Annotated in this window: 13 protein-coding genes; 9 read left to right on the top strand and 4 right to left on the bottom strand. The window is 59.2% G+C overall.

What is annotated here, in order from left to right; translation table 11 throughout:
- Positions 1–18: 18 nt before the first annotated feature.
- The 4 genes from H8L67_RS04265 (at position 19) to H8L67_RS04250 (ending at position 4149) form a co-directional block, all read left to right on the top strand.
- Entirely contained in the window at positions 19–1500 is a 1482-nt protein-coding gene (locus H8L67_RS04265) for a Ppx/GppA phosphatase family protein (protein ID WP_220380734.1), read from the top strand.
- An 84-nt stretch (positions 1501–1584) separates the two neighbouring features.
- Positions 1585–2733 (top strand): glycosyltransferase family 4 protein, encoded by a 1149-nt coding sequence (locus H8L67_RS04260; RefSeq protein WP_220380516.1) that lies wholly within the window; start codon positions 1585–1587, stop codon positions 2731–2733.
- Positions 2711–3262, top strand: a complete 552-nt coding sequence (locus tag H8L67_RS04255; protein WP_220380515.1) for a phosphatase PAP2 family protein — start codon at positions 2711–2713, stop codon at positions 3260–3262. The genes H8L67_RS04260 and H8L67_RS04255 overlap by 23 nt, the downstream gene beginning before the upstream one ends.
- A 35-nt stretch (positions 3263–3297) precedes the next feature.
- Positions 3298–4149 (top strand): 23S rRNA (adenine(2030)-N(6))-methyltransferase RlmJ, encoded by an 852-nt coding sequence (locus H8L67_RS04250; protein WP_220380514.1) that lies wholly within the window; start codon positions 3298–3300, stop codon positions 4147–4149.
- 6 nt (positions 4150–4155) lie between these two features.
- Here H8L67_RS04250 and H8L67_RS04245 read toward each other — a convergent pair whose 3' ends face one another.
- Positions 4156–5082, bottom strand: a complete 927-nt coding sequence (locus tag H8L67_RS04245) for a cation diffusion facilitator family transporter (protein WP_220380513.1) — start codon at positions 5080–5082, stop codon at positions 4156–4158.
- A 104-nt stretch (positions 5083–5186) separates the two neighbouring features.
- On the opposite strand from H8L67_RS04245, the gene H8L67_RS04240 reads away from it, so the two are divergent.
- Both H8L67_RS04240 and mfd read left to right on the top strand, forming a co-directional pair.
- The gene (locus H8L67_RS04240) at positions 5187–5753 is read left to right on the top strand and encodes a GNAT family N-acetyltransferase (RefSeq protein ID WP_220380512.1); all 567 of its coding nucleotides are present in this window, start codon (positions 5187–5189) and stop codon (positions 5751–5753) included.
- 42 nt (positions 5754–5795) lie between these two features.
- Complete coding sequence (gene mfd, locus H8L67_RS04235) at positions 5796–9281, top strand: transcription-repair coupling factor (RefSeq protein WP_220380511.1); 3486 nt, start codon at positions 5796–5798, stop codon at positions 9279–9281.
- Position 9282: 1 nt separating this feature from the next.
- Here the strand turns inward: mfd and H8L67_RS04230 are convergent, their stop codons facing one another.
- On the bottom strand, positions 9283–9549 hold the full coding sequence (locus tag H8L67_RS04230) for a DksA/TraR family C4-type zinc finger protein (RefSeq protein WP_220380510.1): 267 nt from the start codon (positions 9547–9549) through the stop codon (positions 9283–9285).
- 28 nt (positions 9550–9577) lie between these two features.
- A complete protein-coding gene (locus H8L67_RS04225; protein WP_220380509.1) occupies positions 9578–10897 on the bottom strand; it encodes a dicarboxylate/amino acid:cation symporter in 1320 nt (439 codons plus the stop codon).
- A gap of 132 nt (positions 10898–11029) precedes the next feature.
- On the opposite strand from H8L67_RS04225, the gene H8L67_RS04220 reads away from it, so the two are divergent.
- Genes H8L67_RS04220 through H8L67_RS04210 form a run of 3 tightly spaced genes read left to right on the top strand, consistent with a single transcriptional unit; the run spans position 11030 to position 14785 of the window.
- A complete protein-coding gene (locus H8L67_RS04220; protein ID WP_220380508.1) occupies positions 11030–12736 on the top strand; it encodes an alkaline phosphatase in 1707 nt (568 codons plus the stop codon).
- 59 nt (positions 12737–12795) lie between these two features.
- Positions 12796–13584: a 3-hydroxybutyrate dehydrogenase gene (locus H8L67_RS04215; protein ID WP_220380507.1), complete on the top strand. Its 789-nt coding sequence runs from the start codon at positions 12796–12798 to the stop codon at positions 13582–13584.
- Positions 13565–14785: a DUF3734 domain-containing protein gene (locus tag H8L67_RS04210; protein WP_220380506.1), complete on the top strand. Its 1221-nt coding sequence runs from the start codon at positions 13565–13567 to the stop codon at positions 14783–14785. Before H8L67_RS04215 ends, H8L67_RS04210 begins: the two co-directional genes overlap by 20 nt.
- A gap of 3 nt (positions 14786–14788) precedes the next feature.
- On the opposite strand, the gene H8L67_RS04205 is transcribed toward H8L67_RS04210, so the two are convergent.
- Positions 14789–15214, bottom strand: a complete 426-nt coding sequence (locus tag H8L67_RS04205; RefSeq protein ID WP_220380505.1) for a CopD family protein — start codon at positions 15212–15214, stop codon at positions 14789–14791.
- Positions 15215–15223 lie beyond the last annotated feature (9 nt).

The raw sequence follows: 15223 nt of genomic DNA, 5'->3' as shown, positions 1-15223 counted from the left end.
CTTTTGAAAAATGGCGACATGCTGGCGGCCGTGGATTTGGGCTCGAACAGTTTCCACATGGTGGTCGCGCAGCAACAGCTCGGCCAGCTTCGCATCATCGATCGCATTCGCGAGATGGTACGCATGGCCGAAGGTCTGGATGCGAAAGGCAATCTGGACCGCAAAGTGGAAGATCGGGCAATTGCCTGTCTCGAGCGCTTCGGACAACGGATTCGAGGCATACCGGCAACGCAGGTGCGCGCCCTCGCCACAAACTCAGTGCGTGCCCTCGCCGATCCGCAGGCCTTCTTGGTGCGCGCAGAGGCGGCGCTCGGACACCGGATTGAAGTGGTGGCCGGACGTGAGGAAGCGCGTCTCGTGTACTTGGGCGTGGCTCAGGCCAATCCGACGCGCGATAACAGCCTGCGTATGGTCATGGATATCGGCGGTGGTTCAACTGAAACCATCATCGGGCGAGGCCTTGAGCCGATTGAGCGCGAAAGCTTGCAAGTGGGTTGCGTGGCGACCACCCGTAGATTTTTCAATAACGGCAAGTTGACACGCAAAAAATGGCGTCAAGGTTTGATCGAAGTGGCCGCGGAGTTCCAACAGTTCGCCACCGCCTATCGCCAGTTGGGCTGGAACGAAGCTATTGGATCTTCCGGCACGATCAAGGCGATTGGCAAAGTCTGCAAAGAAATGAAGTTGACCAACGGCGAAATCACGCCGGTGGCGCTTTGGACACTGCGCGATCGCGTTTTGTCGTTCGGGTCCATTGAGGCTATCGATCTACCCGATTTGAACGCCGACCGAAAGCCCGTCATCGCCGGCGGCATTTTGGTGCTGGAGGCGGCGTTTTCGGCCTTGGGTATCCGCGAAATGCGTGTCAGCAAGGATGCGATGCGCGAAGGCATTCTTTACGACATGGCCGGACGTCTCGGCGGTGTGGATCCGCGTGAATTGTCCATCGACGCGCTCATGGAGCGTTACGGGGTCGACAAGGCCCAGGCAGCGCGCGTCGAACGCACGGCACTGGCCCTGTTCCGACAAGTCGCCAAAGCCTGGAAACTGGGACCCGACGAACAAGCCCTGCTTTCTTGGGCCGCGAGAATTCATGAGTCCGGCCTCGCCATCGCGCATAGCCAGTACCAGATACACGGTGCCTACATCGTGCAAAACTCGGACATTTCTGGCTTCACCTATCAAGAGCAGCAACAACTGGCTTGCATTGTCCGGAACCAGCGGCGCTCTATCAGTCGTTCGAGTTTGGCCGCCCTGCCCGATCGCGTTCGTTTGTCGACCAAACGGTTGGTGCTGCTTTTGCGTCTTGCGGTTTTGTTGCATCGTTCGCACGATGCGGAAATCATCAGACGAAAGAAGGCGACCGCGAAGGGCACCACACTTACCTTGGAACTCAGCCGCAAGTGGTTGGACAACCGCCCTCTACTCAAGACCGATCTGGAGAGCGAACCCGATGACCTCAAGGGCCTCGGCATCAAACTCAACATCAAACAAACGTAGGCCTGTCACGGTGTTGTCACCCGTCTGACAAGCCGCCGTCATCCCCGGCATTCAGCATGATCCGAGCAGACAAGGGTTACGGGCATGCATTACACGATCGTCACCGAGACATACCCGCCGGAAGTCAACGGCGTCGCCCTGACCGTGCAAGATTTGGAAAAAGGACTGCGCGCACGCGGGCATGCGGTCGATGTCATCCGACCGCGACAGGGTGAAGACACCACCGGTCAGCCGCACGAACTGCTGATGCGCAGCTCCGAGATTCCGCGCTATCCCGGCATGCGCTTCGGGCATCCGGCCGGTAGCACCTTGCGCAAGCGTTGGCAGAAGTCTCGACCCGATGCCCTGTACATCGCGACCGAAGGACCGCTCGGCTATTCCGCTGTACGCGCGGCCGTGAAACTCGGCATCCCGTTTGCCACGGGTTTTCACACGCGTTTCGACCAATACATGCGGGACTACGGTGTGCCCTTCCTGCAGCCCCTTGCGCTGCGTTGGATGCGGCACTTCCACAATGCCTCCGACGCGACGCTTGTACCGACCTGTGAATTGGCCGACTTTCTGATTTCCATGGGCTTTGACAAAGTCTCGCATTTACCGCGGGCGGTCGACACCGCACGTTTCAGTCCCGACAAGCGCGACCATACCTTGCGTGCCTCGTGGGGCTTGGGCCCGGACGACCTTGCGGTCATTTATCTGGGGCGCATTGCCGCCGAGAAGAATCTACCGCTGGCCGTGCGCACTTTCCGCGAAATCCAACGGCGCCAGCCGACGGCCAAATTCATTTGGGTCGGCGTCGGTCCGGAAGCGGAAAACATCGAACGCGCCAATCCCGACTTCGTGTTTGCCGGACTGCGGCGCGGAGACGACTTGGCCAGGCACTTTGCCACCGCCGATATGTTTGTGTTTCCGAGCCACTCCGAAACATTCGGCAACGTCACGATCGAATCGATGGCCAGTGGCGTTCCGCCGGTGGCCTATCGCTATGGTGCGGCCAAGGAACACCTTCGCGACGGCATTGACGGCTTTGCTGTTGAGGGAAAAGGCGAAGACAACTTTGTGGACGCCGCAATCCGCCTCGCGACCGATGCCGAGCTTCGCGCTTCCATGCGCGTCAACGCGCGTGAATCGGTGGCGCGTTTGCAGCCTGCCCAAGTCGCGTCCGACTTGGACGACATCCTGATGCGAATGATCCGTGAGAGGAGCCCACATGAACTCTCTGCTGTCGCGTAATCATTGGTTCACCCAAGACCGGGGTTGGTGCAAGCGTGCCAACGCCCTAGGGCGGCAATCCCTGGTTTTGCGCTACTTCTCGACGATCAGTCGATTGGGCGACGGCGTTTTCTGGTATGGCTTGATGGTGGTCTTCAGCGTGTTCTTCGGTGCCGCCGGTGCCAAAGCCGCCGTCCATCTGGCGGCCACCGGCATCGTCTCGCTTCTGCTCTACAAAGGACTGAAACATTGGACACGTCGACCCCGTCCCTTTGCTTCGGATATTTCCATCAAAGCCTGGATCGCCCCGCTGGATGAGTTCAGCTTTCCTTCCGGTCACACCTTGCATGCCGTGACATTCACGCTGCTGGCCATGGCCTATTTTCCGATGTCGGGTTGGTTGCTCATCCCGTTCACGGCCAGCGTGGCGCTGTCGCGCGTCATCTTGGGCTTGCACTATCCCAGTGACGTGGCTGCCGCAACGGTGATCGGCAGCTTGCTGGCAAGCCTTTCCCTTTGGATGGTTCCCGGAGCCAGTCTGTTGCAGTAAGACCCGCGCTCACCGTGATGCCTTAACATGCGGCGATGAATTATCGCCATGCCTTCCACGCGGGAAATCACGCCGACGTTTTGAAACATGTCGTGCTGCTCGGTCTGTGCGACGCCTTGATGGCGAAACCTACGCCGATGTTTTTTTGGGATGTGCACGCAGGCGCGGGTGTCTACGACCTGGCCGGAGAAGAGGCGGGCAAAACCGCTGAGTTTCATGAGGGCATCGCCAAAGTTTGTGCGCCTGACGCGTCTCTCTTGCAAAGCTATCTCGCCGCGATCGACTTGTGCCGTCAGCAATGGGGTGAATCTGCCTATCCGGGCTCCCCTTGGTTGATACAGGCGCGCATGCGCACCGATGATCGGCTGATTTGCACGGAGCTCCAACCGGATGTCGTCGCCTTGCTTCGCGAAACGATGCGCGGCGATACGCGTGTCTCCGTCCAGTCCGCCGATGGCTATGGGAAGGTGCGCGCATTGCTGCCACCCAAAAGCGGTGCCGCGCGTCTGAATCGTGGCATCGTCTTGCTGGATCCGCCGTACGAGGCACAACTGGCCGAGTTTGATGCCGCATTTCAAACGGTGTCGGCGGCGATCGAGCGCTGGGCACAAGGCACTTTCGTACTTTGGTATCCGATCAAGCGACGTCGGGACCTTGCCCGAATTTATCGGGACGCGGCGGCGCTTCCCGCCAAATCCTTGTTGTCGGTGGAGTTGATCGTGCGTGACGACGATAGCCCGTTGCGCATGAACGGCAGCGGGCTCTTCATTTGGAACGCGCCATACCAATTCGACGCCCGACTTGACCCCGCATTGGCGGAGCTGGGCAGCCTATTGGCCGAGGCGCAGCCCAATGCCCGCGCCACTTGGCTGAAAAAGGCCGACTGACCTTTCTCAGCGGGCGTTTGCCCGCGGAAGCTCCGGCTCGAAAAAGCTCCAACGCACTTCTTTGAACTCGGCCTTGATGCGTCGTTCAACCGTCGTGATTTGCTGGATGAATCCGGCCACGTCTTCTTTCTCGGTCATCACTGCTTGCACCGACATCATCACTTCGTTGCCCAACTGCAAGGTGATCAAGCTGATAACGCGGTCCACTTCAGGTTGTGCTTGGATGAACTCACGGAGGGCATCCTCCCGGTCCGGGTCCATGCGCTGGCCGATCAACATTGCTTTGACTTCGATGGCCACGAACACAGCAACCACAATCAGCAACAAGCCAATCGCCAATGTGCCCAGGGCATCCCATACCGGATTGCCGGTGACGATGGTCATCAGAACGGCCGCCAAAGCCAGGACCAGACCAGTCAATGCCGCCAAGTCCTCGCCGAAAATTACAATCAGTTCCGCTTGACGACTGGTCCGGAACCACTGCCAGATGCTGCGCCCGCCGCGCGCCTTGGCAACTTCCTGCAGGCAGGCACGCATCGACATGCCTTCCGCGATAATCGCGAACACGAGCACGCCGACTGCCCACCACAATTTGCCGGTTTCTGGCGCATGCAGCTCGTGCAATTTGTGCCAACCTTCGTAGAGCGAGTACATCCCGCCCACGGTGAACAACATCACCGCGACAAGGAATGACCAGAAGTAAATCGCTTTGCCATAGCCCAATGGATACTCATCGGTCGCGGGCCGCTTGGATTGCTTCACGCCCAAAATCAGCAGCAATTGGTTGCCGCAATCCGCTAGCGAATGGACTGTCTCGGCCAACATGGCACTCGAGCCGGTGAAAAACGCCGCAACCCCCTTGGCGCACGCGATTGCAAAATTCGCCCCCAGGGCGAACAGAATGGCGCGGGTCGAATCTCCACCACCTGACATCGGAACTTCCTGTCTGCGAAAACGTGCGCCAGTCTACCAAAACGGCGGCGTAACCCCGATTCAGCCCAACGAAAATTTCATGCAAATCGTGGCAGGATGTGCCTATGGCTATCCGTAATCAACTGCCGCCTTGGCACGAAAAAATGCACTTGGCGAACGGCCGCGAAGTGTTGATCCGACCCGTTCGTCCGGAAGACGCGACCATCCTCAGGGCAACCTTTCCGTTGTTCGAACCGCAATCGGTCGCCAAGACCTTCCAATCGAGCGACGCCGAACTCGGTGTCGACGATGCGGCACGTTTGGCCCAGCCCGACCCTAAGAACGAATTCGTCCTGGTGGCCACCGAGCCCTACGAGCCCGGTGAAGCGATGATTTTCGCCATGGTCCGCGGCAAGACGGAGGAAGGCTCGGACGAAGCCGAATTCCATGTGTTGGTCGGTCGCAATGTGTTGAACCTCGGATTGGGTCGCCACCTGTTGTCGCGCTTGTCGCGCTGGACCAAAGGCCGCGGCATCAGCCGCATGGTTGGCGATCTGCCGCAGGAAAACAGCCCGATTCTCGATCATGCCGACTCACTCGGTTTTCAACGTCAGAGCGAAAGTGAAGAATCCGGATTGGTGCGGGTGGTACTGGATGGCGGCGCAAGTGCCGAGGCCGAAGCCCCGCGTTGAGTCTCCGCGGCGTGACGCGCGTCCGCTAAAATGCGCGTTCACATGAGTTCCAAGGCTTCGAGTTCCCCACCGCTTCCGCGCGCTGGTCAGCAGCGCGCGTGGTGGCGTGCGCCCGGCACTCCCAGCGGACTCGCTTGGGCCATTCTTCGTGCGGCCATCGCACATGAGGGGCCGTTGCTGGCCGTGACGCCGGACAATCAACAGGCGCACCAACTCGAAAACGATTTGCGCGTACTGGCAGGCAGCGATTCCGGCTTGGATATCTTGCCGTTTCCCGACTGGGAAACTCTGCCCTACGACAGTTTCAGTCCGCATCCTGAAATCACCTCGCAACGCCTGGCAACCTTGCACCGGTTGCCACAGATCCACAAAGGCGTGGTGGTTGTTCCGGTGCAAACACTGGTACAGCGGCTCGCCCCCCTCGCCCACATTGTCGGCGGGAGTTTCAATTACGCTCGTGGCGAAAAACTCGATCTCGATGCCGAGAAGCGTCGACTGGAATCGGCCGGCTATCGAAACGTCCCACAAGTACTCGACCCCGGTGATTTTGCAGTGCGCGGCGGTTTACTTGACGTTTTCCCTATGGGTACGGTCACGCCTTACCGGATCGAATTGTTCGACGACGAGATCGACACACTCAGGGCATTCGACCCTGAGACACAGCGTTCGCAGGACCATGTCGAACACGTTCGCCTATTGCCCGGTCGTGAAGTCCCGGTCGGTGACCAACCTTTCGAGAACGTCATGCGTATTTTGCGTGACCGCTTCGAGATCGATACGCGCCAAAGCGCGCTTTACAAAGATTTGAAGTCAGGCTTGCTGCCCGCGGGCATCGAAGCTTGGCTGCCTTTGTTCTTCACCGATGCGTCGGGCAATTCGAAAACGTCGACGCTGTTTGACTATTTGCCCGCCAGCACCTTGCCGGTGTTGTGCGAAGACATCGGCGCGAATTTGGATCGATTCTGGCAACAGACCGGTAATCGCTACGAACAACGCCGCTATGATCCCGAGCGGCCGATTCTGCCGCCGGCCGAGCTGTATCTGACGCCCGATCAGTTGCGCGAACGTTTGAATCAGGGCCTCCGGGTGGAGGTGTGCGGGAGCGCGCATCCGCGTTTTGCTGACGCCACGCCGTTGGGAGTCCAACCGGTTCCGCCATTGCCGTTAGCCAGCCATTCCGAGACCCCTGCCGCAGCCTTCAAGCAATTTGCCGCCGCGTATCCCGGCGAAATCCGCATTGCGGCGGAATCCGCCGGCCGCCGCGAGGCATTGCTCGACGTGTTCCGTGCCGCCGGAATCGCACCGGATATTCGCACGACGCTTGCTCTGGGTGATGCCGTACAACCCAAGCACATCAGCATTTGTGTTGCCCCGCTATCGGATGGTTTCGCGCTTGACGATCCGCTCGTCGCCGTACTGACCGAGCAACAATTCTTCCCCGAACGCGCGGCACATGTGCGGCGCTCGCGCAAAGCCGCGCGCGAACCGGAAGCGATCATTCGCGATCTGGGTGAACTCACGGAAGGTGCGCCGATCGTTCACGAAGACCACGGTGTCGGCCGCTATCGCGGACTGATCACGCTGGTCACCGATGGCGAAAAAGGCGAATACCTCGACATCGAATATGCGAAAGGCGACCGCTTGTATGTGCCGGTGTCGCAATTGGATTTGGTGTCACGCTATTCCGGCGCATCGCCGGAAACCGCGCCGCTGCATTCGCTGGGTGGCGAGCGTTGGACCAAAGCCAAGCAGAAGGCCGCCGAAAAAGTCCGCGACGTCGCCGCAGAGCTTTTGGATATCCAAGCCAGACGTCAGGCACGCGCAGGGATCTCACTGGAAACCGATCGCGCTTTGTACGAGCCTTTCGCCGCCAGTTTCCCCTTCGAGGAAACCCCTGACCAATACGCGGCAATCGAGTCAGTGTTGCGGGATCTCGCCTCTTCCCAACCGATGGACCGGGTGGTCTGCGGCGACGTTGGGTTTGGCAAAACCGAGGTCGCTGTGCGCGCGGCATTTGCCGCGGCATCCGCCGGCAAACAGGTGGCAGTGCTGGTACCCACGACCCTGCTTGCAGAACAGCATTACCGCAACTTCCGCGATCGTTTCGCCGATTGGCCGCTGAAAGTCGAAGTGCTTTCGCGCTTCAAAACCGCCAAGGAAACCAAACTCGCGTTGGAACGGCTGGAGCGCGGCGACATCGACGTTATTGTCGGCACCCACAAATTGCTGAGCCCCGATATCCGCTTCAAGGACTTGGGGCTGGTGATCGTGGATGAAGAGCAACGCTTCGGCGTGCGTCAAAAAGAGGCCCTCAAAGCTTTGCGCGCAAACGTCCATCTGCTGACGCTGACCGCCACGCCGATTCCGCGCACCTTGAACATGGCCATGGCCGGCTTGCGCGACTTGTCCATCATCGCCACTGCCCCGACCAATCGCCTCGCCGTGCAAACCTTTGTGGCCCCGTGGGATACAGCGTTGCTCAGAGAAGCGTTCCAGCGTGAGCTTGGTCGCGGGGGTCAGGTGTACTTCCTGCATAACGATCTGGACAGCATCGAGCGCATGAAGACAACACTCGAAGAACTGATTCCGGAAGCACGCATCGGTGTCGCGCACGGCCAGATGCCCGAACGCGAGCTCGAGCAAGTGATGCTCGACTTCCAGAAGCAACGTGTGAACGTTTTGCTGTGTTCCACTATCGTTGAGTCTGGCATCGACATTCCGAATGCCAACACGATGATCATCAATCGCGCGGACATGTTCGGCCTGGCGCAATTGCACCAACTGCGCGGGCGCGTCGGCCGTTCGCATCATCGCGCCTATGCCTATTTGTTGATCCCCGACGACCGTTCCATCACGTCTGATGCGCGCAAGCGGTTGGAAGCGATCAGCTCGATGGACGAACTGGGCGCAGGCTTCCTGCTTGCGACCCATGATCTTGAGATTCGCGGTGCAGGCGAATTACTCGGTGAAGACCAGAGCGGTCAAATGACCGAAGTCGGTTTCAGCCTGTATACGGAACTTCTTGAGCGTGCCGTTCGCAGCATCAAGGAAGGCAAATTGCCGGAATACGACGCTGACGCGGCGCGCGGTGCCGAGGTCGAACTGCATGTGCCGGCGTTGATTCCGGACGACTACTTGCCGGACGTGCACACGCGGCTGACCTTGTACAAGCGCATCAGTGCCGCGCGCACCGAATCCGCCTTGCGTGATTTGCAGATCGAGCTCATCGATCGCTTCGGATTGCTACCTGACCCCGTCAAACATCTGTTCGCCGTGGCCGAGCTCAAGCTTGAAGCCACGCGCATGGGCATCAAGAAACTGGTGTTGGGCGAAAACGGCGGACGCGTTCAATTTGTTGAAAAGCCTGACATCGATCCGATGGCATTGATCAAGTTGATTCAAACGCAACCCAACCGCTATCGCATGGACGGCCCGCAAAAACTGCGTATTGTGGACGCCGACCTGCCCGACTTTGCCAGCCGAATGAAACAAGCGCAGGGCTTGCTCACCCTGCTGCGTATTTCTTGAATCAGCGCAACTGACTGTCTTTGCTGCCGCGACGGTTGTAGCCGCCGTCGGTGGCGTTTTCCAAATCAACCGTTTCCTGGCAAGGCACGCATAAGCGCACGCCGGGAATGGCTTTGCGTCGCGCTTCCGGAATTGGCGCATCACACGATTCGCAGTGCTCGAGACCGGGACCGGTGGGCAATTGCTGACGCGCGCGTTTGATCGCGTCTTTCACCGTCGCATCAATTTGGTCTTGAACGGCGCCGTCGCCTGCCCAACCGGTGGCCATCTTGTTTCTCCGTTACACCGCGCCTGTTTCAGGCGCCTTCTTGTTCTTCCATCCCGACGTGCACATGCGCCGAATCGTACACCGCTTGATCGAGCAATCCGGTTTCTTTCGCCACCAGGACCGGAATCAACACCTGACCGGTGACGTTGGTCATCGTGCGCATCATGTCCAGGATGCGGTCGATGGCATACAAGATGCCGATAGCGTGCAAGGGCAAGCCGGCCGAGCTCAAGACCACCGTCGCCATGATCACCGCAGTACCCGGCACACCTGCCGTCCCGAAACTACCCAACACCGATGCCAAGGCAATGATGAAGTATTGGCCCGGCGACAAATCGATGCCCATGTATTGGGCAATGAACACCGCCGACAACGCCGGATAGATGGCGCCACAACCGTCCATCTTGATGCTCGCGCCGAGCGGCACCGCAAAGCTCGCATAGTCCTTGTTGACGCCCAGGTTGTCAGTGGCGGAACGCAAGGACATCGGCAACGCAGCGAAACTGCTGGACGCCACAAAAGCGACTTGCATGGCCGGCGCAGCGCCCTTGAAGAACTTCCAAGGATTCAAGCCGTGCGCGATCAACAGACCGGTGTAGACAAAAACAATGTGGAACGCGCAGGCGGCATACAAGGCAATCACGAACTTGCCCAGCGGGATCAGTTGTTCAAAGCCATAACCGCCGACCAACGCCGCGATCAAACCGAAGGTACCGATGGGCGTGAACTCAAGGACAAAGCGCGTGACTTGAATCATCACTTCGCTGGATTGTTTGAAGATGTCGCGCACGCCGGCCGTCTTCGCACCCAGTTTCACAAAGGCGAAACCGATCAATCCCGCAAAGAAAATCACTTGCAGGACCGTGAAGTTGCTCGGCACGATGATCGATTGACCATCCGCGGTCTTACCCGACCCCAACGCCGCCATCGCCCGGAAGGGATTCTCTGGCACCAAATTCAACAGCACTTGAAGCGGACCCGGCACGTTTTTCGGTTTGTAGTCTGCGGCCACCTGCAGGCTGGCCACGTCGACGCCAACCCCGGGCTTCAAAATCCAACCGAACACCAATCCGACGGTGACGGCCAGGACGGCCGTGATCGCGAACCACAAGAACGTTCGCCCGCCCAAAGCAGCGATGGATTTTTGACCATGCAGGGAACTGACCGCACTGACCACCGCAAAGAACACCAGCGGGATGGCGATCATTTTGATCAGGTTGACGTAGACATCGCCCAGCGGCCCAAACCAAGTAACGGCGTTTTCGCCGAACGCCCAACCCGCCAACATGCCCAAGACAAAACCGGCAACCACGCGCTGCCAAAACGGAATTCGGAACCACCAAGCCATCGGACGGCGCCTTGCGAAAACGGAAAGTCAAACAATAGCGGAGACCGGGGCAACCTGCATTGAACGAATCATCACGCAGGCGATCGACACGGCAAATCGTGATAATGGAGGCATTCCAGACGGTTGACAGCGATGAATCTTTTGAAACCCATCACACTTGCCTGCCTGTCCACCCTGCTGGGCGCTTGCGCCACAACCGCGACTTCGGGAACCGCTTCCACCGGCGCGGCGGTCGAGATCGCAGTGCCGGTGATTGAGCGTCCTGCCGGTGAAAGCGCGGCTTGGTGGTTCAACAATGGTGCTGCTGAAGCGGCCCGTTTGGGCGCATCGCGCGGCAAAGCCAAGAACCTGATCCTGTTTATTGGCGATGGTATGAGTTTGACCACTGTCGCCGCAGCAAGAATTTTTGAAGGTCAACGCAAAGGCGGCAGCGGCGAAGAGAACCGCCTGAGTTGGGAGAACTGGTCCAACACCGGCTTGAGTCGCACCTACAACACCGACTCGCAGACACCCGACTCCGCCGGCACGATGTCGGCCATGGCAACGGGTGCCAAGACGCGACTCGGCGTGTTGAGCATCGGACAATCCGCGGCGCGCGGTGACTGCAGCGCGGCACGCAAGGCGCCGCTCTTGACGCTTTGGGAGCTGGCTGCCGCAAGTGGCTTGGCGACGGGGGTCGTCACAACCACACGCGTGACGCATGCGACGCCCGGCGCGACCTTCAGCCACAGCGCGGATCGCAACTGGGAAGACGATACCGATCTGAAGGGCGATGCCCGTGAGGCCGGTTGCGTGGATATCGCCCGGCAAATGGTGGAAACGGATTTCGGCAACGGACCGGACGTCTTGATGGGCGGTGGCCGTGCACAGTTCATGCCCGCGCAACAAACTGATCCCGAGTACGACGACAAAGTGGGCGCCCGTCTGGATGGACGAGATTTGATCGCCGAATGGAAAGCGCGCCACCCCGACGGCAACTTCGTCTGGAATGAAAAACAATTGCAAGACGCCCCGAAGACCGGCGCACTGCTCGCGCTGTTCGAGCCAAGCCACATGCAGTACGAACATGACCGCAAACAGGATGGCGCCGGTGAACCTTCACTGGCAGAGATGACGCGTGCGGCGATTACACGTCTGAAGAACAACCCCAATGGCTTCGTTCTCCTCGTCGAAGGCGGTCGCATCGATCACGCCAACCACGCCGGCAACGCGTACCGCGCATTGTCCGATACCGTCGCGTTGTCGGATGCCGTTTGGGCCGCTCAGGCCATGTCGGATCCCGAAGACACGTTGATGATTGTCACCGCCGACCACTCGCATTCGCTGAGCTTTGTCGGCTACCCGACCCGCGGCAATCCCATCCTGGGCAAAGTCAAAGGCGGCAGCGGCGAAGGCGGCGATCCCGCACAATTCGCGCGCGATGCCACCGGCCTGACCTACACCACCTTGGTGTACGCGAACGGCCCGGGCAATGTCGGCGCCACCGATCAACAACCGGAAGGGCCGAAGAAGTTCGAGCACTATGCCAGCGGCTATCAACGGCCGGTGGCTGCGCGGCCGAATCTGGAGTCGGTCAATACCGAAGATCCTGACTACATGCAGGAGGCATTGGTCCCGATGAGTGCCGAAACACACGGCGGCGATGACGTCGGCGTCTGGGCGTGGGGCGCGCAAGCGTCGGCGGTTCGCGGCAACATCGAAGAGAACACGATCTTCCATTTGCTCCTGCAAGCAAATCCGCGCTTGCGTGCCGCCTTGTGCGCGAAGACGGCCTGTGTTCAAGGTGTGCCGGTTGCGTTGCCCGATCCAAAGGTATTCGAGACGCCGGTCAAGCGCTGATCACTTCACATCCCGCTTCCAGTGCGGCACGGAAAATAGAGGATTCGCAAGGAGCACTCATGAACACATCATTGAAGGACAAGGTCTGCGTGGTGACCGGTGCGGCTAGCGGTATCGGCAAACGCATAGCCGAGGTCTATGCCGCTGCAGGCGCGCGCGTTGCCATTGCCGATCTCAAGATCGAAGCCGCCGAAGCCACTGCACAAGAAATTCGCACTGCCGGCGGCGAAGCCTTGGCGGTTGCGATGGACGTCACCCAGGAACAGGAAGTCATCGACGGCATCGCGAAAGTCGTTGCCCAATGGAAAAAAGTCGACGTGTTGGTGTCGAATGCGGGCATCCAGATCATTAACAAGATCACCGACTTCGCCTTCGACGATTGGAAAAAGATGTTGGCCATCCATTGCGACGGCGCATTCCTGACAGCGCGTGAATGCATGCGCGACATGGAACGGCGCAAGGCTGGTGGCGCGATCATCATGATGGGATCGGTGCACTCGCACGAAGCCTCGCCGCTGAAGGCACCTTATGTCACTGCCAAACACGGCCTGCTCGGTCTCGCCCGCGTGATCGCCAAAGAAGGCGGCAAGCTCGGGATCCGTTCCAATGTAATTTGCCCGGGATTCGTGCGCACGCCCTTGGTCGACAAACAGATTCCGGAACAGGCGAAAGAGCTCGGCATCAGCGAAGAAGAAGTCATTAAGAACGTCATGCTGAAGGAAACCGTCGACGGTGAATTCACCACGGTCGATGACGTCGCGAATGTCGCATTGTTCCTGGCAGCGTTCGAAACCAATGCGCTGACCGGACAAAGCATCATCGTCAGCCATGGCTGGCACATCAACTAAGCACGAGGAGCGGCTGCAGCGCATTCGCGCGGCTGCCGCCGATTACCCGACCATTGCATTGGTGCTGCAAGGCGGCGGCGCGCTGGGAGCCTACCAGTGCGGCGTTTACGAGGGTTTGGCCGAGGCCGGCGTGATGCCGAATTGGCTGGCCGGCATTTCCATCGGCGCCATCAATGCGGCAATCATCGCGGGCAACCCCGCCGAAGAACGGATCCCGCAACTCAGACGTTTTTGGGAACAGGTCAGCCAGCCCGGTGAGGCACTCGCCATGCCGGCCACCTATATCCGGAGTCTGTTGTCGGCCATGCCTCAGACTGATTTCACCCACGCTTGGGCGGCCGCCTTGAGTGCCGGCGCGGCAATGTTGAACGGTCAGTCGGGGTTCTTTGAATCGCGGCCTATTTCCCCGTTCTTGAGTTTGAGTGGCGGCGAGGCAGCCACCAGCTTTTACGACACATCGAGTTTGAAGCTAACGCTTGAACGCTGCGTCGACTTCGACCGCATCAATCACAAAGACAGCTGTCGGTTGACCGTCGGCGCAGCCGAAGTCACTACCGGCAATTTCCGCTATTTCGACAGTCGCAAAACGCGCATGACCCCGGAGCACATCATGGCGTCGGGTGCGTTGCCGCCGGCATTTCCCGCCATTGAAATCGATGGGGTCGCTTATTGGGACGGCGGGTTGATTTCCAATACCCCGCTCGAATATGTGTTGGATCTATGGCCGCGCGAGGACACGCTCGCCTTGCAGGTCGATCTTTGGAGCGCACGCGGACCGATGCCGACCACCATGCTGGAAGTCCTCGAGCGCCAGAAGGATATTCAGTATTCCAGCAGAACGCGTCATGGCACTGACATGGTCGCGCGCACCCAACATCTGCGCACGGCACTGGGCGATTTGATCCAGCGATTGCCCGACCGAAAAGTCCCTGATGAATTGAAAGATGCCTTGGCACCTTGGCTGGACGATCGGGTTTTCAACATCGTGCATTTCATCTATCAGGCGAAGTCACATGAGGAAAACTTCAAGGACTATGCGTTTGGCAGATTTGCAATGCACGAGCACTGGGAGAGCGGTTTGCGCGATACGCGGATGACCTTGGAACACCCCGAGTTCTTGAAGCTTCCGGATCGCCGCAAAGGCTATGCGGTGCACGATGTGCATCGCATGGCGGAACAACCCCAAGTCAAGCTGGTTTGAGGGTCAGAACGGCTTGGCGAGCACCAGCCACACGATGCCCACCAAGATGAGGACCGGTAGCTCGTTGATCCAACGCAGGGTCTTCGCGGAGGGCAATGCACCGCCGCTGGCAGCACGCTTGACGAGTCGGCCGGCCCAAATGAAATAAGCGAGCATCACTGCGACCAACACCAACTTGGCATGCAGCCAACCGCCTTGGATCTTGTAGCCGAACCACAGCCACAGCCCGAGCAACACCATGATGCCGAACATATGGTGTCCGAACCGGTACAAGCGACGCCCCATCAATACCAAGCGCTCGCGCACGGCCGGTGCATCTCCCGCTTCCGCGATATTGACCAAGATGCGCGGCAGGTAAAAGACGCAAGACATGAAGGCGATCACGAAGACCAAGTGGGCGGTTTTGATCAAGAGATAGGACGTCGCCATAAACTATTC

This window comes from Lysobacter soyae, assembly GCF_019551435.1.
Lineage (GTDB): Bacteria > Pseudomonadota > Gammaproteobacteria > Xanthomonadales > Xanthomonadaceae > Solilutibacter > Solilutibacter soyae.
This window is presented reverse-complemented; position numbering and strand designations above follow the sequence as displayed.